The organism is Chitinasiproducens palmae (assembly GCF_900095735.1).
Classification (GTDB): Bacteria; Pseudomonadota; Gammaproteobacteria; order Burkholderiales; family Burkholderiaceae; genus Chitinasiproducens; species Chitinasiproducens palmae.
The window spans coordinates 309,237-331,454 of the sequence record NZ_FNLO01000003.1 but is presented as its reverse complement, the minus strand read 5'-3'; the positions used below and the strand labels follow the sequence as shown (position 1 = coordinate 331,454).

General features: G+C 69.1%; 21 protein-coding genes. 7 read left to right on the top strand and 14 right to left on the bottom strand.

Going from position 1 to position 22,218, the window contains the following annotated elements:
* Nucleotides 1–40: 40 nt before the first annotated feature.
* Entirely contained in the window at nucleotides 41–1,594 is a 1,554-nt protein-coding gene (gene ubiD, locus BLU54_RS07225) for a 4-hydroxy-3-polyprenylbenzoate decarboxylase (protein ID WP_091906485.1), read from the bottom strand.
* Between the two features lie 681 nt (nucleotides 1,595–2,275).
* Between ubiD and BLU54_RS07220 the strand changes: the two genes are divergently transcribed.
* The gene (locus tag BLU54_RS07220; RefSeq protein WP_091906483.1) at nucleotides 2,276–3,445 is read left to right on the top strand and encodes a transglycosylase SLT domain-containing protein; all 1,170 of its coding nucleotides are present in this window, start codon (nucleotides 2,276–2,278) and stop codon (nucleotides 3,443–3,445) included.
* A 490-nt stretch (nucleotides 3,446–3,935) separates the two neighbouring features.
* On the opposite strand, the gene nusB is transcribed toward BLU54_RS07220, so the two are convergent.
* The 3 genes from nusB to ribBA form a co-directional block, all read right to left on the bottom strand.
* Complete coding sequence (gene nusB, locus BLU54_RS07215) at nucleotides 3,936–4,370, bottom strand: transcription antitermination factor NusB (protein ID WP_091906481.1); 435 nt, start codon at nucleotides 4,368–4,370, stop codon at nucleotides 3,936–3,938.
* Complete coding sequence (ribH, locus tag BLU54_RS07210; protein ID WP_091906479.1) at nucleotides 4,367–4,858, bottom strand: 6,7-dimethyl-8-ribityllumazine synthase; 492 nt, start codon at nucleotides 4,856–4,858, stop codon at nucleotides 4,367–4,369. The genes nusB and ribH overlap by 4 nt, the downstream gene beginning before the upstream one ends.
* Nucleotides 4,859–4,942: 84 nt before the next feature.
* Complete coding sequence (gene ribBA, locus BLU54_RS07205) at nucleotides 4,943–6,070, bottom strand: bifunctional 3,4-dihydroxy-2-butanone-4-phosphate synthase/GTP cyclohydrolase II (RefSeq protein WP_091906478.1); 1,128 nt, start codon at nucleotides 6,068–6,070, stop codon at nucleotides 4,943–4,945.
* A 97-nt stretch (nucleotides 6,071–6,167) separates the two neighbouring features.
* On the opposite strand from ribBA, the gene BLU54_RS07200 reads away from it, so the two are divergent.
* A complete protein-coding gene (locus BLU54_RS07200; protein WP_139169525.1) occupies nucleotides 6,168–6,719 on the top strand; it encodes a hypothetical protein in 552 nt (183 codons plus the stop codon).
* Between the two features lie 15 nt (nucleotides 6,720–6,734).
* On the opposite strand, the gene BLU54_RS07195 is transcribed toward BLU54_RS07200, so the two are convergent.
* From BLU54_RS07195 to BLU54_RS07170, 6 genes are all read right to left on the bottom strand, one after another.
* Nucleotides 6,735–7,367 carry a riboflavin synthase gene (locus BLU54_RS07195; protein WP_091906474.1) on the bottom strand — a complete coding sequence of 211 codons (633 nt, stop codon included), beginning with the start codon at nucleotides 7,365–7,367 and terminating at the stop codon, nucleotides 6,735–6,737.
* Nucleotides 7,368–7,540: 173 nt separating this feature from the next.
* Nucleotides 7,541–8,704, bottom strand: a complete 1,164-nt coding sequence (gene ribD, locus BLU54_RS07190; RefSeq protein ID WP_091906472.1) for a bifunctional diaminohydroxyphosphoribosylaminopyrimidine deaminase/5-amino-6-(5-phosphoribosylamino)uracil reductase RibD — start codon at nucleotides 8,702–8,704, stop codon at nucleotides 7,541–7,543.
* An 11-nt stretch (nucleotides 8,705–8,715) separates the two neighbouring features.
* On the bottom strand, nucleotides 8,716–10,005 hold the full coding sequence (hemL, locus tag BLU54_RS07185; RefSeq protein ID WP_235837827.1) for a glutamate-1-semialdehyde 2,1-aminomutase: 1,290 nt from the start codon (nucleotides 10,003–10,005) through the stop codon (nucleotides 8,716–8,718).
* A 220-nt stretch (nucleotides 10,006–10,225) separates the two neighbouring features.
* Nucleotides 10,226–10,624 (bottom strand): AzlD domain-containing protein, encoded by a 399-nt coding sequence (locus tag BLU54_RS07180; protein WP_139169523.1) that lies wholly within the window; start codon nucleotides 10,622–10,624, stop codon nucleotides 10,226–10,228.
* Nucleotides 10,621–11,322, bottom strand: coding sequence for an AzlC family ABC transporter permease (locus tag BLU54_RS07175; protein ID WP_091906467.1), 702 nt, complete (start codon nucleotides 11,320–11,322; stop codon nucleotides 10,621–10,623). Before BLU54_RS07175 ends, BLU54_RS07180 begins: the two co-directional genes overlap by 4 nt.
* A complete protein-coding gene (locus BLU54_RS07170) occupies nucleotides 11,319–11,795 on the bottom strand; it encodes a hypothetical protein (protein ID WP_091906465.1) in 477 nt (158 codons plus the stop codon). The genes BLU54_RS07175 and BLU54_RS07170 overlap by 4 nt, the downstream gene beginning before the upstream one ends.
* A gap of 233 nt (nucleotides 11,796–12,028) precedes the next feature.
* Between BLU54_RS07170 and BLU54_RS07165 the strand changes: the two genes are divergently transcribed.
* The 5 genes from BLU54_RS07165 (at nucleotide 12,029) to BLU54_RS07140 (ending at nucleotide 18,327) form a co-directional block, all read left to right on the top strand.
* The gene (locus tag BLU54_RS07165; RefSeq protein ID WP_091906463.1) at nucleotides 12,029–13,249 is read left to right on the top strand and encodes a Bcr/CflA family multidrug efflux MFS transporter; all 1,221 of its coding nucleotides are present in this window, start codon (nucleotides 12,029–12,031) and stop codon (nucleotides 13,247–13,249) included.
* Nucleotides 13,250–13,538: 289 nt separating this feature from the next.
* The gene (gene zwf, locus BLU54_RS07160; protein WP_091906461.1) at nucleotides 13,539–14,999 is read left to right on the top strand and encodes a glucose-6-phosphate dehydrogenase; all 1,461 of its coding nucleotides are present in this window, start codon (nucleotides 13,539–13,541) and stop codon (nucleotides 14,997–14,999) included.
* A 1-nt stretch (nucleotide 15,000) separates the two neighbouring features.
* Nucleotides 15,001–15,684 carry a 6-phosphogluconolactonase gene (gene pgl, locus BLU54_RS07155; RefSeq protein WP_091906459.1) on the top strand — a complete coding sequence of 228 codons (684 nt, stop codon included), beginning with the start codon at nucleotides 15,001–15,003 and terminating at the stop codon, nucleotides 15,682–15,684.
* Nucleotides 15,665–16,717, top strand: a complete 1,053-nt coding sequence (gene glk / locus BLU54_RS07150) for a glucokinase (protein WP_091906456.1) — start codon at nucleotides 15,665–15,667, stop codon at nucleotides 16,715–16,717. Before pgl ends, glk begins: the two co-directional genes overlap by 20 nt.
* A gap of 440 nt (nucleotides 16,718–17,157) precedes the next feature.
* Complete coding sequence (locus tag BLU54_RS07140; RefSeq protein WP_235837826.1) at nucleotides 17,158–18,327, top strand: alpha-hydroxy acid oxidase; 1,170 nt, start codon at nucleotides 17,158–17,160, stop codon at nucleotides 18,325–18,327.
* A gap of 238 nt (nucleotides 18,328–18,565) precedes the next feature.
* Here the strand turns inward: BLU54_RS07140 and BLU54_RS07135 are convergent, their stop codons facing one another.
* From BLU54_RS07135 to BLU54_RS07120, 4 genes are all read right to left on the bottom strand, one after another.
* Complete coding sequence (locus BLU54_RS07135) at nucleotides 18,566–19,765, bottom strand: porin (protein WP_091906450.1); 1,200 nt, start codon at nucleotides 19,763–19,765, stop codon at nucleotides 18,566–18,568.
* A gap of 228 nt (nucleotides 19,766–19,993) precedes the next feature.
* Entirely contained in the window at nucleotides 19,994–20,785 is a 792-nt protein-coding gene (locus BLU54_RS07130; RefSeq protein ID WP_091906448.1) for an ABC transporter ATP-binding protein, read from the bottom strand.
* Nucleotides 20,782–21,498: an ABC transporter permease gene (locus tag BLU54_RS07125; protein WP_091906445.1), complete on the bottom strand. Its 717-nt coding sequence runs from the start codon at nucleotides 21,496–21,498 to the stop codon at nucleotides 20,782–20,784. Before BLU54_RS07125 ends, BLU54_RS07130 begins: the two co-directional genes overlap by 4 nt.
* On the bottom strand, nucleotides 21,495–22,184 hold the full coding sequence (locus tag BLU54_RS07120) for an ABC transporter permease (RefSeq protein ID WP_091906444.1): 690 nt from the start codon (nucleotides 22,182–22,184) through the stop codon (nucleotides 21,495–21,497). Before BLU54_RS07120 ends, BLU54_RS07125 begins: the two co-directional genes overlap by 4 nt.
* Between the last annotated feature and the right edge of the window lie 34 nt (nucleotides 22,185–22,218).

Sequence of the window (22,218 nt, the reverse complement as noted above, 5' to 3'; positions counted from 1 at the left end):
GACGGCGGCTGCATCCGACCGGCGGCGCGCCCGACGGCGCTCAGAAGCCCAGTCGGGTGCACAGTGCCGCCACGCGCGCTTCGGCCTGCGGGTCGCCGACGATCGGCTCGCCCCATTCGCGCTGCGTCTCGCCGGGCCACTTGTTGGTCGCGTCGATGCCCATCTTCGAGCCCAGCCCCGCCACTGGCGATGCGAAGTCGAGGTAGTCGATGGGCGTGTTCTCCACCATCACGGTGTCGCGCGCCGGGTCCACCCGTGTCGTGATCGCCCAGATCACTTCTTTCCAGTCGCGGATCGCGACGTCCTCGTCGACCACCACGATGAACTTCGTATACATGAACTGTCGCAGGTAGCTCCACACGCCCAACATCACCCGTTTCGCATGGCCGGCGTAGCTCTTGCGCATCTGTACCACGGCCATCCGATAGCTGCAGCCCTCGGGCGGCAGATAGAAGTCGGTGATCTCGGGAAACTGCTTCTGCAGCAGCGGTATGAACACCTCGTTGAGCGCGACGCCGAGGATCGCCGGCTCGTCGGGTGGCTTGCCGGTGTACGTCGAGTGGTAGATCGGATCGCGCCGCATCGTGATGCGCTCGACGGTGAACACCGGGAACCACTCCTGCTCGTTGTAGTAGCCGGTGTGGTCGCCGTAGGGTCCCTCGACCGCATGCTCATAGGCAGCGGTGGGGCCGCTCGGTCCGCGCCGTCCGTCCCCGGCCGGCATGCCGGCGTCCGGCCGCGGATGAATGAAGCCCTCGAGGATGATCTCGGCGCGCGCGGGCACCTGCAGATGTTCGAGCCCCGGCGTCAGGCAGGGCGAAAGTTCGGTCCGGCCGCCGCGCAGCAAGCCGGCGAACTGGTATTCCGACAGCGTGTCGGGAACCGGGGTGACGGCGGCCAGCATGGTGGCGGGATCCGCGCCCAGCGCAACGGCCACCGGATACGGCTGTCCCGGATGACGGGCCGCGAATTCACGAAAGTCGAGGGCACCGCCGCGATGCGCGAGCCAGCGCATGATCAGCTTGTTGCGGCCGATGACCTGCTGGCGATAGATGCCAAGATTCTGCCGTGGCTTGTTCGGGCCCCGCGTGATCGTCAAGCCCCAGGTCAGCAACGGCGCCACGTCGCCGGGCCAGCAGTGCTGGATCGGCAACGCGCCAAGGTCCACGTCGGCGCCTGCGACGACGATTTCCTGGCAGGGCGGCGCGCTCACCTTGCGGGGCGACATGTCCCACACGGATTTCGCCAGCTTCAGCAGCCGAGCGGCGTCCTTCAGGCCACGCGGCGGTTCCGGCTCCTTCAGTACCGACAGCAAGGTGCCTATCTCGCGCAGCGAACGCAATGCATCGTCGCTTCCGCCTGCATCGACGCCCATGCCAAGCGCCACGCGGCGTGTCGTACCGAACAGATTGCCCAGCACCGGCATGCGACCCTGGCCCGGCTGCTCGAACAACAGGGCGGGTCCGCCAGCCCGCAACGCCCGGTCGCAGACCGCGGTGATTTCCAAATGGGGCGAAACCGGCTCGGTCACCCGGCGCAACTCACCGAGTGTTTCGAGCTGGGCGACGAACTCGCGTAAGTCCTTGTAGGCCATGTGTTCCAGGATAGCGCCGCATGCGTGCCGGAGCGGGCCGGCTGGTCCGTGGACTGGCCCGGACCGACGCGTCGCAGGCGTGAGCGGCAGAACCGTAAATTGTACCCGGATGTAACGATTGTCACGGGCCTCTGGGCGCAAACCTTGAAAACACGGGCGTTTCCGAGAATGAAAGTGGTGACAAATACATTTTCGTAATCAGTGTTAGGCTAGTCAGAGTTGACGGAAGGGGTCGCGCTGTTAAAATTCGGGAACGTTGCGATCGGACGAGCTAGGCCAGCCCTGCCAATCGCCGCGTCGGCTACCCGTTGGTTACCCGTTGGTCACCCAATGCGGTGGCCCTATCCGCCCCAGGTGGCGCGATCCGACCGCGTCAATGCGCGGCGGTCTTCCACAGGTCGCAAGACGGCCTGTCTTTCAACGGCGCGCGCCGGCCCTCGCCCATGCGAGGGTTCGACGAAAACGGCGCGCTGCTTCGTCCCGGCATGCTTAAGTCTGCCGGATCGTTCCGTCCAGCCGGACGCGTGGCGCACGCATGCGCCGCGTTGTCCGCGCCTGCCGTGGTCACGACATTGCATGTCGTGCGCGGCGCCGACGGCCACCGTCCTTGCGGAACGGCGTCGGCATGCAGGCGGTTTCCGTCAGTCTTCGGACGCCTGCGCCAAGAGGGAGATACGATCGATGACTCATACGGTCACGATGGCCGACGACGCGTGCGGTGTCGACGACGCTGTCCCGGCTGCGGTGTCGGCTGCATTCGACGCTGAAGCGGTACGCGTGCGGACCCGACGCGTCGGACCGACGCTGCGACGCACGCTGCGGCACACCACCCGGCTCGGACATCACTGCGCGAGCGCAGTCGGGCTGGGCGCGATCGCCGCGGCGCTCGCGCTCTGGCTGCAGCCGACCTGGCGTGACGCGGCGCTTGGCGCCGTGCTGGCTCAGGTCGCACCGGGCTACGCCGCTGGCTCCGAGCATGGCGACGACCCGCAAGCGGCTGTCGCGCCGCTGTCCGCCAGCCTCGCCGCCGGCGGCAAGGCAGCGCTGGCGGCCGCGGCGCAGGTCGGCGTGGCCGCGCCGGTCGGCGCCGGCGACGCCTTCACGCTGAACGAGAAGCTGGCGTCGTCCGACGGTGGCGGCGTGATGGTCGTCGCTGCCCGCGGCGACGCGGGCTTGATGGGATCTTCGCGCGCGCAGGAGCGCGTCGTGGACTACATCGCCACGCGCTACCACGTTGCCTCGCCGCCGATCCGTCGGCTGGTCGACGCGGCATTCGCGACCGGCAAGAATCTGGATATCGATCCGTTGCTGCTGCTTGCGGTGATGGCCGTCGAATCGAGCTTCAATCCCTATGCTCAGAGCGGCGTCGGCGCGCAGGGTCTGATGCAGGTGATGGCCACGGTTCACTCGGACAAGTTCGCGCACTTCGGCGGCAGCGACGCAGCGCTCGAACCGTTTGCAAATCTGCAGGTCGGCACCGTCGTGCTGCGTGACTGCATCGCGCGCCGCGGCAGCCTGGCCGGCGGTCTGAACTGCTACGTCGGCTCGACGACGGCCGACGACGGCGGCTATGGCGCGAAGGTGCTGGCTGAACGCGAGCGTCTGCGGGTCGCGGCGCGTCGCGGCGGCGCGGCCGTGCGTACCATCGTCGCGCACGCAAAGCCAGCCCAGCCCAAGCCACCGGCGGCGCTGGCGCAGGCGCAGGCGAAGGACGACAGCCAGGGCGGCATCGAACCGGCCGTCGAACGGCAGAGCGCCCACCGCGCGACTGGCATGCTCGACGATCACGGCGCGCCGGTCGCGCGTGGCGTGGATGCCGGCAGCCAGAGCGCCTCGATGACGCTTGGCTGAGCGCCGCGCGTTACCACGGCCAGCACGACGGTCGGCGCGCGGTGGCCTGGGGGAGGGTAGTGTGAGGCATGGCCGGCAGACGAAGCCGGCCGTGGTGAGAGGCGTGAGAGGGGCGTCAGAGGTGGCCCGCCATCCGGTGTCCAGGACGGCGGGCCGTTTTCGTTGCGCGCCCGGTAGCACGCCATAAGACGCTGCGGCGCGACTTGGAACTCCAGCTTGCGATGCCGGTTGCGCGCCCGGCTGGCCGCCGGTCGACGCCGACCGAGATGCCGACCGAGATGCCGACGGAAAGCAGGTCGGATCGCCGCTTGCATTCGATGTCTTTGCCCGACTTTGCCCGACTTTCCCCAGCTAGCCCGGTCATGCCTTGCGCGTCGCCCATTGCAGGCCGCGCGCGTATCGGGCCTGACCCAGTCGCGCAATTCGCGTCGTCGTCAGCGTCAGCGCCGTCAGCGGAGCACGGCCCCCGCGTCGGCGCTCCCCGTCTCCGTCAGGATCGCCGTGCCGACTGCGTTTCGTCGGGCCGCAGTTGTGCCGAGACGCGGTCGAGCACGCCGTTCACGTAGCGATAGCCGTCGGTACCGCCGAACGTCTTGGCCAGTTCGACCGCCTCGTTGATCACCACGCGGTATGGAATTTCCAGGTGATGCCGCAGCTCGTAGGCACCGATCAGCAGCACCGCGTGCTCGACGGGCGACAGCTCCGACGGCTGGCGGTCGAGGCTGCCGGACAGGGCCTTGTCGAGCGCGTCGAATTCGCGGATCACGCCATGCAGCAGGGCGTTGAAGTGTTCACGATCCGCCTTGTCGAAGCCCGGCTGGTCGCGCATGTGCGCATCGATTTCGCCCGAGCCGGAACGCGAGATCAGCCACTGGTAGAGCGCCTGCGTGGCCAGTTCGCGGGCCTTGCGTCGCGCGTTCCTCATTCTTCCTCTCCGTTCTCGTAGTCGGCCAGCTCGGCCAGCGAAATCGCCATATTGGCCATCTCGACCGCGACCCGTGCCGCGTCACGGCCTTTTTCCGCCATCCGCGCTTCCGCCTGCGCGTCATCCTCGGTGGTCAGGACCGCATTGGCGACCGGCAGGCCGTAATCGAGCGCAATGCGCGAGATGCCGGCGCCCGACTCGTTCGAGACCAGTTCGAAATGATAGGTCTCGCCGCGGATCACCGCGCCCAGCGCGATCAGCGCGTCGAACTGGTCGCTCTCGGCCAGGCGCGACAGCGCGAACGGAATCTCGAGCGCGCCCGGCACGGTCACCAGCAGCACGTCCTCGCCCGCCACGCCAAGCGACTCGAGTTCGGCCACACAGGCATCGAGCAGGCCGTTACATACGGGCTCGTTGAAGCGGGCCTGCACGATGCCGATGCGCAGTTGGGCGCCATCGAGGTTGGGAGCGTATTTTCCGATTTCCATATTCTGTTCCGTGTTGAGTGCGGGAGTCGTGCCGGCGGGCAGGGCAACGGCAGCGCGGCGCAGGGCCGGACCGCCGCCGCGATCTCAGTGCGCGCTTTCCGGCTGCGCGCCGGGGCCGGGCAGGAAGGACGTCGCCTCCAGTCCATAGCCCGACATGCTGGTCAGCTTGCGCGGGGCAGACAGCACGCGCATCTTGCCGACGCCGAGTTCGCGCAGGATCTGTGCGCCAACGCCGTAGGTCTTGAAGTCGACCGGGCGGCGTTGCAGACGGCCGGCCGTCTCGGGGTCGTCGAGGGCGGCGAAGGTTTCGCAGAAGCGCTCGGTCGATTCCGCGCAGTTGAGCAGGACCACCACGCCGCTCTGCGCAGCGCCGATCTCGCGCAGCGCCGCGTCGAGCGGCCAGGAATGCGCGGAGGCGCCGACGTCGAGCAGGTCCAGCATCGACACCGGTTCGTGGACGCGCACCCACGTCTCCACGTCGGGGCGCGGCGTGCCCTTGATCAATGCAAGATGCGGCATGCCGGTCGGCCGGTCGCGGAACAGCACCGAATGGAACGCGCCATAGGGCGTCTGCATCGGCCGTTCGCGCACGCGTTCGACGATCGATTCATGGCGCAGGCGATAGTCGATCAGGTCGGCGATGGTGCCGGTCTTCAGCCCGTGGCGCGCGCCGAATTCGAGCAGGTCCGGCAGGCGCGCCATCTCGCCGTCGTCCTTGATTACTTCGCAGATCACCGCCGCCGGGGTCAGCCCGGCCATCGCGGTCAGCTCGCAACCCGCCTCGGTATGCCCGGCGCGCACCAGCACGCCGCCTTCCTGCGCCATCACCGGAAAGATGTGGCCCGGCTGTACCAGGTCCGAAGGCTTGGCATCGCGCGCCACGGCCGCGCGCACGGTGCGGGCGCGGTCCGCCGCGGAGATGCCGGTGGTGACGCCCTCGGCCGCCTCGATGCTGATCGTGAACGCCGTGCCATACGGCGTGCCGTTCGCCTGCGTCATCAGCGGCAGGCGCAGTTGGCGGCAGCGTTCGCCGGTCAGGGTCAGACAGACCAGCCCGCGCGCATGCATCGCCATGAAGTTGATCGCTTCGGGCGTGACGAAGTCCGCCGCCAGGACCAGGTCACCCTCGTTCTCGCGGTCCTCTTCGTCGACCAGGATGATCATCCGGCCTTCCTTCAGTTCGGTAATGAGTTCCTGCGTGGACGCAAGCATGGACGTCGGGCGTTGACCAGTGAAAGGAGCGCTATTCTACGCCAAGGCCGCCGGCCGCCGTGCGAGAATGGCGTTCCCGTTTCCTGGAGTGGCGGCGATGACGCCGAAAGCCCGCAACTGGCTTCTCGCTTTGCTGACGTTGGTCGTCCTCGTGGCGTGGCTGGTCTTTTCGTACCGGGACCAGTTGTTCGTGATCCCGAAGCTGCGTCAGCCGATGCGCGATACCTTGCCGGCCAGTGGCGAGCCGAAGTTCCGCCGGGAGGCAATTGCGCCGGGCGGCGCGCTGTGCGGCGAGGTGTCCGGCGTCGATGGCGGCGACCGCATCGCGGCGCGCCCCGGCAGCCGCGGCGCGATCGTGGCTGTGGCGCCGACCGACTGGCGGCGGTTCATCGTCGTGCCGTCGGTGCCGGCGTTCTACATCGACGGACTGGACCCCTGGGCGATCTCGTTCGACGGCAAGAAGATCAAGGTCGACCAGACCGAGATCGCCGACGAGACGAACGCGCTGCGCGAGCAGTACCAGATCACCGAGGCCGTCGACGGGCTGAGCGCCTCGCAGCGCGATCGGGAAATCGCCGCCAAGGTGCGCAGCGAACACTTCGACGTCGCGTGGTCGCAATACTGCTACGGCGTCGAGAACGGTCTCTGAGCCTGGCGCCGCCGATCAAGCGGCGTTGCGGCCGTCCAGCAGGCTGAGGCCGCGCTCGACGTAGCGCGCGAGCATGTCGACTTCGAGATTCACCGCGTCGCCCGGCGACAGGCGGCGCAGCGTCGTCGAGGCCACCGTGTGCGGGATCAGGTTGATCGAGAACACGCAGCCATCGGGCCGATCCTCGACCCGGTTGACGGTCAGGCTCACGCCATCGACCGCGACGGAGCCCTTGTACGCGAAATAGCGGGCCATCGACGTGGGCGCAAGAATGCACAGCTCGTGCGATTCGCCGACCGGTGCAAAGCGCTCGACGGTGCCCAGCCCGTCGACGTGGCCCGACACCAGGTGACCGCCCAGGCGGTCGCTGGCCCGCAGCGCTTTCTCCAGGTTGACGTCACCGGGCTGGTCGAGACCGACGGTGCGCACCAGGCTTTCGCGCGACACGTCCACCGCAAAGCGGCCGGCCGCCGCGTCCTTCTCGATCACGGTCATGCAGGCGCCCTGGATCGCGATGCTGTCGCCGATCGCGACATCGTCCAGGCCCAGGCCGGCCGCCTGTGTCCAGAGTCTGACGCCGGCGGCCGCGTCGCCGAGCGGCGCAACCGATTCGATGCGGCCCACGGCCGCGACTATTCCTGTAAACACTGCTGACTCCTGACCCGTGTCCCCGTGCGCGGCTGCGCTTGCGGTAGCGGGTGCGAGATGGAAAACATACGAGGACAACCGATACGAGGCAACAAGGCCCTGGCCGACCGACGCCCCACGCCGCCCCGCGCCGCCCCACGCGCGCGGCGACCGTCGGCCAGGGCGTGCAACGGCTAGGCCCGAGGTGGCGTCGGCACGGCCGGCTGGAGGATCGCCGGCACCGTTTCATCGCCGTCCGTCGGGCGCAGCAGCAGCCGCAGATCGCTGCCGACCGCTTCCACCGCATGGAAGTGCAGCTTGATCCGTGCGTCCAGCGTGTCGAGCGCCGGCAGGCCGAACATGCCGAGCGCATGATTGCCGAGCAGCGACGGCGCCATGTAGACGAGCAGTTCGTCGACCAGGCCGGCGCGCAGCCAGGCGCCGTTGAGCTTGTAGCCGGCTTCCAGATGCAGTTCGTTGATTTCGCGCGCGCCGAGCAGGTCCAGCGCCGCCGCCAGATCGACCCGGCCGTCCGCGTCCGGCAGGGCCACGACTTCCGCGCCACGCTCGCGCAGGCGCGCGGCACGCGGTGCGGCGTCGCCATCGTCGGACGCGCAGATCACCAGCGCCGCGCCGTCGTCGAAGATTTTCGCCTCCGGCGAGGCGGCCAGTTTGCTGTCCAGCAGCACCCGCTGCGGCTGGCGCGGCGTTTCGATCGCGCGCACCGTCAGTTGTGGATCGTCGGCGCGCACGGTGCCGACGCCGGTCAACACCGCGCAGGCGCGTGCGCGCCAGCGGTGGCCGTCGCGCCGCGCTTCCGGGCCGGTCAGCCACTGGCTGCGGCCGTTGGCGAGGGCGGTGCGTCCGTCGAGGCTCGCCGCCACCTTCAGGCGCACCCAGGGCCGCCCCTGGATCATGCGTTTGACGAAGCCGATGTTCAATTCCCGGGCCGCGCTCTCCAACAGGCCACAACGCACCTCGATGCCGGCGGCGCGCAGGATCTCGAGGCCGCGTCCCGAAACCCGCGGGTTCGGATCCTCCATCGCGGCGACCACGCGTGCGATGCCCGCCTGCACCAGGGTGTGCGCGCAGGCCGGCGTGCGGCCCACATGGCTGCACGGTTCCAGCGTCACGTAGGCGCTCGCGCCGCGCACGTCGATGCCGCGCGCCCGCGCGTCCTTCAACGCGCGCACCTCCGCATGGTCGGAACCGGCCGGTTGCGTGAAGCCTTCCCCGATCACCCGACCGTCGCGCACCAGCACACAGCCCACGCGTGGATTCGGCGTGGTCGTATACATGCCGCGCTCGGCCAGGGCCAGCGCGCGCGTCATCAGGGCGAAGTCGTCGTTCGAGTACATGGCTGGCCTGCTCAGGCCGGGCGGGCCAGCGCGGCGAACGCGCTCCGCGCGTGCGCGATCGTCTCGTCGATCAGCGCGTCGTCGTGCGCGCTGGACACGAAGCCCGCTTCATAGGCCGACGGTGCGAAGTACACGCCGGCGTCGAGCATGGCGTGGAAGAACGCGTTGAAACGCGCGGTGTCGCTGTGCTGCACGTCGGCGAAGCAGGCCGGCGCCTGGTCGCTGAAATAAATGCCGAACATGCCGCCGACCGACGCGCTTGCGAACGGCACGCCGGCTTCGCGGGCGGCGGCGGCAAGGCCCTCGACCAGCCGCGTGGTGGCGGTGCCGAGCCGCTCGTAGAAGCCGTCCGTCTGGATCAGCCGCAACGTCGCCAGGCCGGCCGCGACCGCGAGCGGATTGCCGGACAGCGTGCCGGCCTGGTAGACCGGTCCGAGCGGCGAGATGCGTTGCATGATGTCCGCGCGTCCGCCAAAGGCCGCCGCCGGCATGCCGCCGCCGATCACCTTGCCAAGGCAGGTCAGGTCCGGCGTGATGCCGTAGCGCGCCTGCGCGCCGCCCAGCGCGACACGGAAACCAGACATCACCTCGTCGAAGATCAGCACCGCCCCGTGGCGCGCGGTCAGTTCGCGCAGCGCCTGCAGGAAGACAGGCGTCCCCGGCACCAGATTCATGTTGCCGGCGACCGGCTCGACGATGACCGCCGCGATTTCGTCACCGAACGAGGCGAACGCCTCCTCCAGTTGGGCGACGTCGTTGTAGGCGAGCACCGTCGTGTGGTGCGCGACGTCGGCCGGCACGCCCGCCGAGGTCGGATTGCCGAAGGTGAGCAGCCCGGAACCCGCCTTCACCAGCAGACTGTCCGCATGTCCGTGGTAGCAACCTTCGAACTTGACGATACGGTCACGACCGGTGAAGCCGCGCGCGAGGCGCAGCGCGCTCATCGTCGCCTCCGTGCCACTGGAGACCAGCCGCACTTGCTCGATCGACGGCACCAGCTTGGCGATCTCCTCGGCAATCAGCACTTCCCCCTCGGTCGGCGCGCCGAAGCTGAAGCCGTCGGCCATCGCCGCCTGTACCGCCTGCAGCACGTCGGGGTGGGCATGGCCGACGATCATCGGTCCCCACGAACCGATGTAGTCGATATAGCGTTGCCCATCGGCATCCCAGATGTGGGCGCCTTGCGCGCGCGCGATGAAGCGCGGCGTGCCACCGACCGAGCCGAAGGCGCGGACAGGCGAATTCACACCGCCGGGAATGGTCTTGCAGGCACGTTCGAACAGGGCTTGGTTGCGGGACATGGCGGGATGCGGGAGAAGAAGACGGCCGGGCGCGTGGCAGCCGCGCCGGCGGCGGATGACGAATTGTACCGAAACCGCGGCGTCGCAAGCGGCCAGGCCCTGCGCTGCGGGCGACCGCGCTGGCGTCGGCATCGGCTCGCACGAGCACGGGCACGGGCACGGGCACGGGCACGGGCACGGCCATGCCGCGGCTGAACGGCCGCGTCGGCGCTAGATGGCACTAGATGGCGGCGAGCAGCGCGTGGCTCACGCCGTAGGCGAGCGCGCCGGCCAGGGTCGGCAGGGCAATGCCGCGCGCCACGCGTCGCACCACCACGATCGCCGCGCAGGCGGCGGCGATGCCTGCCAGATGCGGCAACGCGTGCCGCCCCCACGCTTGCCAGGTCGTCGCGCCGGCGCCGCCGGCCGGCATGAAGCCTGGGTACAGCGACGCGCAGAGCAGCGCCAGCAGCGCCGCCGGGCCGAGTCCGCGGCCCAGCCGCAGCAGCCAGCCCGGTTGCCGACGCTCGGGCTGGCCGCGCAGCAGGAATGGCAGCAGTCTGAGCAGGAATGTGCCGATGCCCACCAGCAGCACAAGAAACCATGCCTCGGGCAAGACCGCATGAACACCGGCGCTCATGCCGCGCGCTCGCTGCGCGTGCCGCCAAGCAGCCACGCGCCGCCGAGCATCGCGACGATGATCGCCAGGTGGCCCGGCAGCACCGCCAGCGCGGCAACCGCGAGGGCGAGCGACGCGGCCAACGCCGGCCAGCCATGGCGCCCGGACGCGGCAACGTAGTCGCACAACAGCGCGATGAACAGCGCGGGCAGCACCGCCCCGAGCGTATCGCGCAGCCATGCCGGTTGCCCGTCGAGGTGGGCGCCCAGCACCACGCCGCAGACCGTGCCGAGGCACCAGGCCAGGTAGGCGCCGAGCTGCAGGCCGAGATACCAGCGCGCGCGGCAGGCCGGTGGGATCCCGCCAAACTGCGCCAGCGCGGTCGCGAAGACTTCGTCCGTCAGCCCGAAGGCCAGCACCGGCGCCGGCGGGATGCGTTCGGCCGGCAGTTGGGTGCGGAGGGCGGCGCCGTAGAACAGGTGGCGGGCGTTCATCATCAGCGCCGCGGCGGCGACGGCCGCGACGCCGGTGCCGGCAGCCAGCAGCGCGACCATCATGAACTGGGTCGCGCCCGCGTAGACGAATGCCGACATGGCAATCGCGTACCGTGGCGACAGGCCGGCATTGCGCGCGGCGAGGCCGAAGGAAAAGGCGATCGGCAGGTAGCCGATCACGATCGAAAGACTGTCGCGCAGGCCGGTGGCGAACGGCCGCTTCATCGGCTCGCCCCTGACTGGGCCGACGCGTCCACGGCGAGCGGGCGCGTCAGCGCGCGCCAGCGTTGCTCCAGCGCGCCTTCGACGATCGGCTTCAGATGCGTGCCGGAACACTGCGCATCCCAGGTCTGGATCGAAAGCGGGTGCGCGTTCAGCGCTTCGCGCGGCAGTGTCACGCGCACATGGGCGTCGTCGAGCCAGTCGTAGACGATATCGATACACAGACGGAAGCCACGCTTGCGCGTCGCATCGGCAACCTCGTAGGGCGCGCGCGTTACGTGTCCACTGCCGAACAGGCCGCGTGGCGCCACCGCGACGCGGTGCAGAAACACGCGGTCGCCCGGCCAGATTGCACGGCTCACGCCGCAGCCCCACACATCGCTTACCGTTTGACCGGCGGCGACGCGCGCGGCCACGGCCGGCAATTCGGGCCACGGTACCTTGCGGGGACTCCAGATCAACAGATGGGCGGTCATTGACGTCGGCGGCTATGGGGCGGCCGCCGGGGACGGGCGGCAGGGACGGCAGGGGGCCGATTGAGGGCGGTGGCGGGCCGAACAAGGGCGGTGGGACGGCCTCCGTGTCGCGATGGTCGGCGGGCACGCCATTCTAACCGCGTGGCGCGCCGCTGCCGTGCCCGGCGTGGGGCGCGAAACGCCCGAACAGCGCGCACGTTACAATCCCGTTCTTTGGCCAGCACCGCCTCTCCGTGTCCCACTCGGCTGCCCCCACGTTCGCCGGCTCGCGTCGCCGGCTGATCCTGCTGCTCGGCGCGCTCGCCGCGTGCGGCCCCATCTCGGTCGACATGTACCTGCCGGCGCTGCCGGCCATCGCGCAGGGCTTCGGCGTCGACCAGGCCGCCGCGCAGCTGACCCTGACGCTGTTCATGATCGGCTTCGCGGCCGGCATGCTGCTCTACGGCCCGCTCTCCGACGCCTACGGTCGCCGCCGTCTGCTGATCGCCGGCGTCGCGATCTATGCGCTTGCAAGCCTGGGCTGCGCGTTCGCGCCCAGCATCGGCGTGTTGATCGGCCTGCGCTTCGTACAGGCGCTGGGCGCTGGCGCGGCCGCCGTGCTGGCGCGAGCGATTGCGCGCGATGCCCATGCGCCGTCGGAGGCGGCGCGCGTGATGTCGATCCTCGGCATCGTCACCGCGGTCGGACCGCTGCTGGCGCCGCTGATCGGCGGACAGATGCTGCTGCTCGGTGGCTGGCGCGCCGTGTTCGGCCTGCTGGCCGCCTATGGCGCGCTCAGCTTCGTCGCGGTGATCCGCAAGGTGCCGGAGACCTGGCCGCCCGAGCGCCGCGCCAAGGCCGCGCTGCGCAACTCGCTGCACGCCTACGGACGGATCGCGCGCGATCCGCTCGCGCTCGGCTATCTGATGTGCGCCTGCCTGTCGTTCGCGGCGATGTTCGCCTACCTGGCCGGCACGCCGTTCGTGTACATCGAGTACTACGGCGTCTCGCCGCAGCACTATGGGCTGCTGTTCGCCGGCAATATCGTCGGCATGGTTGCGCTCAACTTCATGAACAGCCGGCTGGTCGGGCGGGTCGGCACCCTGCCGATCACCCGCGTGGTCGTCACCGTGCATCTGATCGCGGCACTGGCCACCGCCTTCGTGTCGATCACCGGCTTGGGCGGACTGCCCGCGCTGGCTGTCTGCCTGTTCTTCGTGGTGTCGACCGTGGCCGTGCTGGGCGCGAACTGCGTGACCGACCTGATGCATCGCTACCCGAGCGCGGCCGGCGCCGCCGCCGCCCTGTTCGGCGCGCTGCAGTTCGTGTGCGGCGCCTGCGTGGCCAGCCTGGTCGGCGTCTTCTCGAACGGCACGCCGTTCAGCATGGGGGCGCTGATCGGGGCTTGCGGCGCGCTCGCCTTCGCCGGCTACCTGCTGATCGCCGGCCGTACACGCGCCGCGCTGCGCCGCTGAGGCCTCGCCGCTTGGCCGCTTGCGGGCTCGGCTGCGGATGGGCTGCGGATGGGCTGCGGATCGGGCCGGCTGACTGCGGGCGGCGGCGAAGGCGAGCGCGCCGCGCCCCGCCGCGGCAGGCAGCGCGGCAGCCGGCGCGCGGCCGGCCGCGTCGATAAGATCGCGCTTTGTCGTTACACTAGGGAGTCCGGCCGCACGCACCGCTCGCGTGCGCCTTCGACGTCCAGTCTGCTGCCTAGGGCGCTGGGCGACCTTCCGTCACCGCTTCCGAGGCGTTCCGTCCAGCGACATGCAGACTGATCAAGCATTCACTTTCGTTTTGTTCGGCGGCACCGGCGATCTGTCGATGCGCAAGATTCTCCCCGGCCTGTATCAGGCACACCGCGATGGCGTGCTCGGCAAGGCCGGCCGCTTCATCGCCGTGGCGCGCGCGGCGCCCGATCGCGAGGGCTACCTCGACTGGGTCAATTCGCACGTGCGCTCGCACGTGCCGAAGGCGGCGTTCGAGGACGAGGCCTGGCAGTCGTTCCTGGAGCGCTTCGACTACGTTCGCCTCGATGCGACCAACCCCGAGGACTTCCACAAACTCGCTCGCGCGGTTGGTTCGGGCGAGGGCGTCCGCGTGTTCTATCTGGCCACCAGCCCCTCGCTGTTCGTGCCGATCTGCCGCTCGCTTGCCGACAACGGCCTCAGCGAGCGCGCGCGCGTCGTGTTGGAAAAGCCGCTCGGTTATGACCTGAAGTCGTCGCGGGCCATCAACGACGCGGTCGGCGAGATTTTCGCCGAGGAGCAGATTTACCGGATCGACCACTACCTGGGCAAGGAGTCGGTGCAGAACCTGCTGGCGCTGCGCTTCGGCAACGTGATGTTCGAGCCGTTGTGGCGCCGCGAGTGGGTCGAGAGCATCCAGATCACGATCGCCGAAAAACTCGGCGTCGAGGCCCGCGGCGACTTCTACGACAAGACCGGCGCGCTGCGCGACATGGTGCAGAACCACCTGCTGCAGCTGCTGTCGACGGTCGCGATGGAGCCGCCGCTGTCGATGGACTCGGAGAGCATCCGCAAGGAGAAGCTGAGCGTGCTGCGCGCGCTCAAGCCGCTGCCGCTCAACGACATCTCGAAGGTGGCGGTGCGCGGACAGTACACCTCCGGCGTGATCAACGGGCAACAGGTGCCCGCGTACCGCGACGAGCAGGAGGTGCCGCCGGACAGCAACACCGAGACCTTCGTCGCGCTGAAGGCGGAAATCGAGAACTGGCGGTGGGCCGGCGTGCCGTTCTTCCTGCGGACCGGCAAGCGGCTCGCCGAGAGCAAGGCGGAGATCGTGGTCAACTTCCGCCCGGTGCCGCATTCGGCGCTGGGTCCGTCCGTCCTGCAGACGGTCGGCAACCGGCTGGTGATCCAGCTGCAGCCGCAGGAGTCGATCCGGCTCTACTGCCTTGCGAAGCAGCCCGGCCCGGGCATGCAACTGCAGAGCGTGCACCTCGACCTGGAGTTCGACGAGTTCCTCAAGTCCAGCCGGATGGAGGCGTACGAACGCCTGCTGCTCGACGTGATCGACGGCCGCCTGGCGCTGTTCGTGCCGCGCGACGAACAGGAAGCGGCCTGGCGTTGGGTCGAACCGATCCTGGAAGAATGGAGCCGCCCGGAGAAATCGCCGAAGTTCTATTCGTCCGGCACCTGGGGCCCGGCCGCCGCCAGCGCGATGCTCGCCAAGCACGGCACGACCTGGCTCGAGGAGGAGAACTGACTTGATCCGCCACCACGACTACGCCGACGAAGCGGCGCAGGCCGAGGCACTGGCCGATGCGGTCGCCGAGGCCTTGCGCGCCACCCTGGCCGGCGGCCCGGCCCGCCGCGCGACGCTGGCCGTTTCGGGAGGCAAGAGCCCGCGCCGCTTCCTGAGCGCGCTGTCGACCCGCGACTTGCCCTGGCAGCGCGTCGACGTCACCCTGGTGGACGATCGCTGGGTGAGTGCCGACGATCCGGACAGCAACGCGCGGCTGCTGCGCGACACGCTGCTGCGCAACGCCGCCGCGCACGCGACCGTGCTGCCGCTGGTCGATCTGGCCAGTCAGCCGGCGCAACGTGCCGACGCGCTGAACCGGGGCGAACGCCCGGCGCAGCCGGATGTGGCGGTGCTCGGCATGGGCGAGGATGGACACACGGCGTCGCTGTTCGCCGACGCACCGGAGTGGCAGTCCGCGATCACCACCTCGGCGCGCTGGGTGGCGGTCCATCCGAAGGCCGCGCCGCACGCGCGCATCAGCCTGTCGCTCAGCGCCCTGCTGGCGGTCGAGCATCTTTTCCTGCAGATCGGCGGCGGCGAGAAGCGGGCGGTGCTGGCGCGCGCCGAGCAGGCGCCCGGCGAGAATGCGATCTCCAAACTGATCGGCCAGACCGGCCGCGATCTCCATGTCTACAGTTTCGCTTGAGCCCCCGTGTACGTCGCAACCGCATCCGGACGGTCCGCGCCTGCTGGCCGACGTGGGCGGCACCAACGCGCGTTTCGCGCTGGAATTCGCGTCCGGCGACGTCCGCGAGATCCGCACCTACGTCGGCGCACGCTATGCGAACCTCGATGACGCGATCCGCGCCTATTTCGCCGATACCGGCGCGACTCACGTGCGACACGCTGCGATCGCGATCGCCAATCCGGTGACCGGCGACACGGTCAGCATGACCAATCACGACTGGTCGTTCTCGATCGAAGGGCTGCGTCGCGCGCTCGGCTTCGAAACCTTTCTGGTGGTCAACGACTTCGCCGCGCTGGCGCTCGCCGTGCCCGGCCTGGCCGATCACGAGCGGCACCGGGTCGGCGGCGGCGTGGCGCAGGCGCGTCAGGTGATCGCGGTGCTGGGCGCCGGCACCGGGCTGGGCGTGGCCGGCGTGCTGCCCCTTCCCGGCAGCATCGGCGGCACCGGCGAGCCACAGCGCTGGGCGCCGCTCAGCAGCGAGGGCGGCCATATGTCGTTCGCGCCGCAGGATGCGCGCGAGGACGGCGTGCTCGCGTTCGCGCGGCGCCGCTGGCCGCACGTGTCGTACGAGCGTCTGGCCTCGGGCCCGGGCCTCGAATTGATTCACGCGGCATTGTGCGAGCGCGACGGCGTGCCGGACGAGGGACTGGATGCCGCCGCCATCGGCCAGCGTGCCCAGGCCGCGCTGCGCGATGGCGCCCCATGCCGCGAGGCGGAGACCGTTGAAGTGTTCTGCGGCGTGCTCGGCAGCTTCGCGGGCAGCGTCGCACTCGTGCTGTGCGCGGTCGGCGGTGTCTACATCGGCGGCGGCGTCGTGCCGAAGCTCGGCGCATTGTTCGACCGCTCCTGCTTCCGCGAACGCTTCGAGTCGAAAGGGCGCTTCGGCGACTACCTCGGCCGTATTCCGACGTTCGTGATCACGGCCGAGTACCCGGCATTCGCGGGCGCTTCCGCGCTGTTGCGCGACCACCTCGCACAGCGCAGCGCCTGAAGCGGCGATGCCGACGCGCGCGCGGCACGCCGAACTGTCTGGCCGCCATTTGTAAGCGGTGCCACCGTCGTCCGGACATGGCTCGGCGATGGTTCGTGCGGCGCCAGGCCGGCTCGGTCCCGATCGGGGTGCCGGTCGACCTGGCGCCCTATTCGGTCGACCGCTCCGGCGCGGCAGTCTTGCGCCGCCGCTCCTGCGCACTCATTCGTGGCACCGCTCCCGCTTGCGATCGCGTCGGGGCGGCATGGTGGCCGACGTAACAGTCGGCGTTATGGTCGGCGTAACGGTTGGCGTAACGGTTGGCGCGCAGCCGCGATTTCACCGGCGTTTATATCGAGTTTCATCGTTGCTGATGAAGGCGTCGGCCGGGTGCGGACGGTCTAGGGTGCGGATGTCGCGCAATGTCGTCGCGACCCCGGTCACAATTCACACGGACACCGATGCGCGCCAACGTTTTCGATTACCAGCTGGCTGCCGAGCGGTTCCTGCCCGCATTCGCCTACGGCTATCTGGAGGGCGGCGCCGAACAGAGCGTGACGATGCGGCGCAATCGGCGTGCGTTTGAAGAGACACTGTTCGCGCCGCGCGTCGGCGTTGACGTCTCGGTACTCGACACCACGACACGCGTCGCGGACCGGCCGCTCGCCTGGCCCGCCATCGTCGGTCCAACCGGGCTGAATGGCCTGTTCCGCCATCGCGCCGAGGAAAGCCTGGCGCGCCAGGCACACGCGGCAGGCCTGCCGTTCGCGCTGTCGACCGCGTCGACCAGCCTGATCGAGTCCGTGCGGGAAGCGAGCAACGGCGACCTGTGGCTGCAGCTTTACGTGCAACGCGACCGACGCATCGCCGAGGACATGATGCGCCGCGCGCGCGCCTGCGATTTCTCCACCTTGCTGCTGACGGTGGACACGGCGGTCTCCGGCCAGCGCGATCACTACCGGCGCACCGGCTTCACCTTGCCGATCCGCTGGACGCCTCGCATGATCTGGGACGTGGCCAGTCACCCGCGCTGGTGCGGCGCGGTCGGGCTGCATGGCATTCCGAAGCTGGTCAATCTCGCGCGCAGCGCGGGCCTGAGCGGCGATCTGGCCGAACAGGCGGCCGCGATGAGCCGCGAGATGGACATGTCGCTCAGTTGGGGCGATCTGGCGTGGGTGCGCCGGCACTGGCCCGGCCGCATCTTCGTCAAGGGCGTGCAGCGCGTCGCGGACGCGCAACTCGCCGTCGCGCACGGTGCCGACGGCATCGTGCTGTCCAACCACGGCGGACGGCAGCTCGACGGCGTGCCGAGTCCGCTGGAAATGTTGCAGGAGACGGTGGCGGCGCTGCCGTCGCATGTCGACGTGATCGTCGACGGCGGCATCCGGCGCGGCAGCGACATCGTCAAGGCGGTCGCGTTGGGCGCGCGTGCCGTGTTGCTGGGGCGCGCACCGCTGTATGGCCTGGCCGCCGAGGGCGAAACGGGTTGCGCCGACGTGCTCGCGCTGCTGCGCCAGGAGCTGCACACCTGCTTGCGGCTGCTTGGCTGTCCGCGCGTCGCGGCGCTCGATCCGACCTATCTCGCGGCCGTGCCGCATCTGCCCACCGGTGTCTCAGGCGGCATCGCGTGACGGGCCGACGGAGCGCGCTTCGGCCGTCGTGCCGACAGCGTGGCGCGCCCCAGGCATCCGCCCACCGATGGACGAAAAAAACGCCGCGTGCGCGGCGTCTCCGGGTTGCTCGGCCTTACGTGCAGTGGCAAGGCTCGCAATCAAGGCTTCGAACCGAGGCCCGAAACCGAGGCCCGAAACCGAGGCCCGAAACCGAGGCTCGAAAGCGGGGCCCGAAAGCGAGGCCCGAAAGCGACGCTCAGAACGCGTGCTTGATGCCCGCCGTGACCGTGACCTGACGATCGGTGCCCGAGGCGGCGCCCAGCGCGGCGGTCGCGGCGAGCGGCACATAGGCGTTGGTGCCGTTGAACGCGAGTCCGTCGCCCGCCGCCTTCTGGTAGGTGCCCACCAGATAGAACGACGTGCGCTTCGAGATCGCGTAGTTGGTGCCGAGGTTGATCTGGTGGAAGCGCGGCTTGAGCGACAGATAGTCGGCCTTGCCGTCGGTGTAGGTGTACGACGCGCCCACGGTCCAGGCGCCGGTGACCGCGTACTTCGCGCCCACTTCGTAGTTGTCGAAGCGCACGTCGCTGCTCGGGCCGCCCGATTCGAGCACGAAGTACTGGCTGTCGACCAGTTTGGTACGCGTCCACACCACGTTGAACGTGGCCGGCCCCCACGTGTAGGACGCGCCCGCGCCGAACGCGCGCATCGACGAGGCGACTTGCAGGTTCGCGTAATTGCTCGGCAGGCTGCCTTCGTAATTGCCGGTGACCGGGGCGTAAGCGCCGGTGCCGGTCGCCGTCAGCGGGTTGTGGATGTTCAGGTAGCCGGCGCCGATCGAGAGCGGGCCGTTCGCGTAGGAGGCGGCCAGCGACCACGCGCGGTTGCGCGAGAAGTCGCCCGCCACGCCGCCCAGCGAGAACAGGCCGCCGAAGCTGAAGCCGGCATAGGACGGGCTGACGTACTTGATCGCATTGTTGATGCGGATCGACTGGTTCAGGTTGTCGATGTCGCCGAAGTGGGCGCCGAACGCGGTCGCCCAGTCGTTGCTGACGGTGTAGAGGCCGACGAAGTCCGAGAAGGAGTCGTACTGGCGACCCAGCGTCAGCGTACCGAAGCGTTCGTTGGTCAGGCCGACGTAGGCCTGGCGGCCGAACATCTGGCCGCCCTGGCCGAAGTTGCCGTTATAGATGTTGAAGCCGTTCTCGAGAGCAAACAGTGCGCTGGTGCCGCCGCCGAGGTCCTCGGTGCCCTTCAGGCCCCAACGGCTGCCGTACAGGTTGCCGCTGGTCATCTGGAAGGCCTTGCTGGCCCGGCCGACGGTGTCGCCGGTCTGCTGCAGATTGCTGTAGGTGATGCCAGCATCGATGATGCCGTACAGCGTCACGCTGCTCTGCGCCTGCGCGGCGCTCGCGAACGTGGACAGGATGGCGAGGGCCGTCAGCGTCTTTTTCATTCGAGGTCTCTCTGCGGTAGTTATGGTTTGTGTGCAGCCATGCGCGACGCGCAACGGCGCGTCGCCCTCGATTGCTGCATCGCAATGAAGGCACGATAGAGAGCCGAAAAGCGGCTGTCGAGTAAAAAACCGGGTGTATGCGCCGCGCCTCCGCGAGTGTTGCGCGGCGCTGACACGCGTGGCGGGGCGGGCCGTCCCGTGCTTGGGCCGGGGCCGGCCGCGCGTGCCTCAGCGCTGGCCGCTGGCCAGGAACTGCCGCAGGCGTTCGCTGCGCGGGGCGCCGAACAATTCGGTGGGCGTGCCCTGTTCCTCGATGCGGCCTTGGTGGAGGAACACAGTGCGTGTCGACACGTTGCGCGCGAACGCCATCTCGTGCGTCACGACGATCATCGTGCGGCCTTCCTCGGCAAGCGTCTGCATGACCTTCAGCACCTCGCCGACCAGTTCCGGGTCGAGCGCGGACGTAGGCTCGTCGAACAGCATGACGTCCGGATGCATCGCCAGCGCGCGCGCAATCGCAACGCGCTGCTGCTGTCCGCCCGAGAGGTGGGCGGGGTAGCTGGATTCGACGCGCGCGTCCAGACCGACCTTGGCCAGGTAGGCGTGCGCCCGTTCGCGGGCCTCGGCGCGCGGCACGCCCAGCACGTGCACTGGCGCTTCCATGACGTTTTCCAGCACGGTCATGTGCGCCCACAGGTTGAAGTGCTGGAACACCATGGTCAAGCGCGTGCGCAGCGCCTGCAGTTCCTTGCGATCGACGACCCGCAGCGCGCCGTCGCGATCGGCGGCGGTGCGGATTTCCTTGCCGTCGAGCAGAATGCGCCCCGCATTGGGACTTTCGAGAAAGTTGATACAGCGCAGCAGCGTGCTCTTGCCCGAGCCACTCGAGCCGATGATGCTGATCACGTCGCCGGCCTGCGCGTCGAGCGAGATGCCCTTGAGCACCTCGTGATCGCCGTAGCGCTTGTGCAGGTCTTGTACCGACAGCGTGTGCGTCGTGTTGGACGAAGAACGGTTCATCGCGGGCGAGCCGGTTGCAGATAGGAAAGCCAGCGCCGCTCGGCCCGGCGGAACAGCCAGACGAGGGTGAAGGAGATCAACGCGTACAGCAGCGCCGCGATGCCGAACGCACCAAAGGTCATGTAGGTGGCGGAGTTCGCGTCGCGGGCGATTTTCAGAATGTCGGGCACGGTCGCGGTGAAGGCGACCGTGGTCGCGTGCAGCATCAGGATCACTTCGTTGCTGTAGTAGGGCAGTGCGCGCCGCAGCGCGGACGGCAGGATCACGCGGCGGTACAGCGTGAACGGCGACATGCCGTAGCTCAGTCCGGCTTCGATCTCGCCATGCGGCGTGGCGCGGATCGCGCCGGCGAAGATCTCGGTGGTGTACGCGCAGGTGTTCAGCGTGAACGCCAGCAGCGTGCAGTTCATGCCGTCGCGGAAGAAGGCGTTCAGCGCTTCGGTGTCGCGCACGATCTGGACGCTGTACAAGCCCGTGTAGAGCAGCAGCAGCTGCACGTACAGCGGGGTGCCGCGAAATACGTAGGTGAACAGCGCGACCGGCAGGCGCAGCCAGGCGCGGCGCGCGGTGCGTGCGACGGCGAGCGGCACCGACAGGCAGAAACCCAGGCCGATCGAGACGACCAGCAGCCACAGCGTGATCGCCAGGCCCGTCGTCTGGAAACCGTCGGAGTAGAGGAACGCGCGGCCGTAGTCGCGGATCAGGTCGATCATGGCGAGACCTTGCGCACGCCGACCGAATAGCGGCGTTCGAGCCAGTACAGCACGCCGTTCGACACCGTCGTCAGGGCCAGATAGATCGCGCCGGCGAGCAGCGTGAACAGGAAGAAGTCCTGCGAGCCCTTGCCTGCGTCCTGTGACGCCTTGACCAGATCATTCAGGCCGATGATCGAGACCAGCGCGGTGGCCTTCAACACCACCTGCCAGTTGTTTCCGATCCCCGGCAACGCGTGCCGCATCATCTGCGGGAACAGGATGCGGCGGAAGATCTGGCCACCGCTCATGCCGTAGGCGAGGCCGGCCTCGGTCTGGCCGCGCGGCACCGCCATGTAGGCGCCGCGGAACGTCTCGGTGAAGTAGGCGCCGTAGATGAAGCCCAGGGTGAGGACGCCGGCGCCGAACGGATCGATGTTCCACTGCGTGAGCCCGAGCGCGTCGGTCAGCGAGTTCAGCCAGATCTGGATGCCGTAGAACAGGAGCAGCATCAGCACCAGATCCGGCACCGCGCGGATCAGCGTCGTATAGGCGGTGGCCAGCGCACGCAGCGTGCGCAGCCGCGACAGCTTGGCGCCGGCACCGGCCAGGCCGAGCAGCACCGCCACCACCAGCGAAAGGACCGCGAGCTGGATGGTCTGCCAGGTTCCATCGAGGATGGCAGGACCGTAGCCGTAAAGGGACATAGGAGATGACAGGGGCGCGGCGCGCCCCCCAGGG

Excerpts from the sequence above, each read along its gene's own strand:
- BLU54_RS07200 (WP_139169525.1), top strand. The coding sequence starts at position 6,168 with ATGACGCCGAAAGCCCGCAACTGGCTTCTCGCTTTGCTGACGTTGGTC.
- BLU54_RS07140 (WP_235837826.1), top strand. The coding sequence starts at position 17,158 with ATGCGCGCCAACGTTTTCGATTACCAGCTGGCTGCCGAGCGGTTCCTG.
- BLU54_RS07175 (WP_091906467.1), bottom strand. The coding sequence starts at position 11,322 with ATGAAGCGGCCGTTCGCCACCGGCCTGCGCGACAGTCTTTCGATCGTG.
- ribH (WP_091906479.1), bottom strand. The coding sequence starts at position 4,858 with ATGGAAATCGGAAAATACGCTCCCAACCTCGATGGCGCCCAACTGCGC.
- BLU54_RS07130 (WP_091906448.1), bottom strand. The coding sequence starts at position 20,785 with ATGAACCGTTCTTCGTCCAACACGACGCACACGCTGTCGGTACAAGAC.
- glk (WP_091906456.1), top strand. The coding sequence starts at position 15,665 with ATGTCTACAGTTTCGCTTGAGCCCCCGTGTACGTCGCAACCGCATCCG.
- ribBA (WP_091906478.1), bottom strand. The coding sequence starts at position 6,070 with ATGCTTGCGTCCACGCAGGAACTCATTACCGAACTGAAGGAAGGCCGG.
- ribD (WP_091906472.1), bottom strand. The coding sequence starts at position 8,704 with ATGTACTCGAACGACGACTTCGCCCTGATGACGCGCGCGCTGGCCCTG.
- ubiD (WP_091906485.1), bottom strand. The coding sequence starts at position 1,594 with ATGGCCTACAAGGACTTACGCGAGTTCGTCGCCCAGCTCGAAACACTC.
- zwf (WP_091906461.1), top strand. The coding sequence starts at position 13,539 with ATGCAGACTGATCAAGCATTCACTTTCGTTTTGTTCGGCGGCACCGGC.
- BLU54_RS07180 (WP_139169523.1), bottom strand. The coding sequence starts at position 10,624 with ATGAGCGCCGGTGTTCATGCGGTCTTGCCCGAGGCATGGTTTCTTGTG.
- BLU54_RS07135 (WP_091906450.1), bottom strand. The coding sequence starts at position 19,765 with ATGAAAAAGACGCTGACGGCCCTCGCCATCCTGTCCACGTTCGCGAGC.
- BLU54_RS07220 (WP_091906483.1), top strand. The coding sequence starts at position 2,276 with ATGACTCATACGGTCACGATGGCCGACGACGCGTGCGGTGTCGACGAC.
- nusB (WP_091906481.1), bottom strand. The coding sequence starts at position 4,370 with ATGAGGAACGCGCGACGCAAGGCCCGCGAACTGGCCACGCAGGCGCTC.
- hemL (WP_235837827.1), bottom strand. The coding sequence starts at position 10,005 with ATGTCCCGCAACCAAGCCCTGTTCGAACGTGCCTGCAAGACCATTCCC.
- BLU54_RS07120 (WP_091906444.1), bottom strand. The coding sequence starts at position 22,184 with ATGTCCCTTTACGGCTACGGTCCTGCCATCCTCGATGGAACCTGGCAG.
- BLU54_RS07125 (WP_091906445.1), bottom strand. The coding sequence starts at position 21,498 with ATGATCGACCTGATCCGCGACTACGGCCGCGCGTTCCTCTACTCCGAC.
- BLU54_RS07170 (WP_091906465.1), bottom strand. The coding sequence starts at position 11,795 with ATGACCGCCCATCTGTTGATCTGGAGTCCCCGCAAGGTACCGTGGCCC.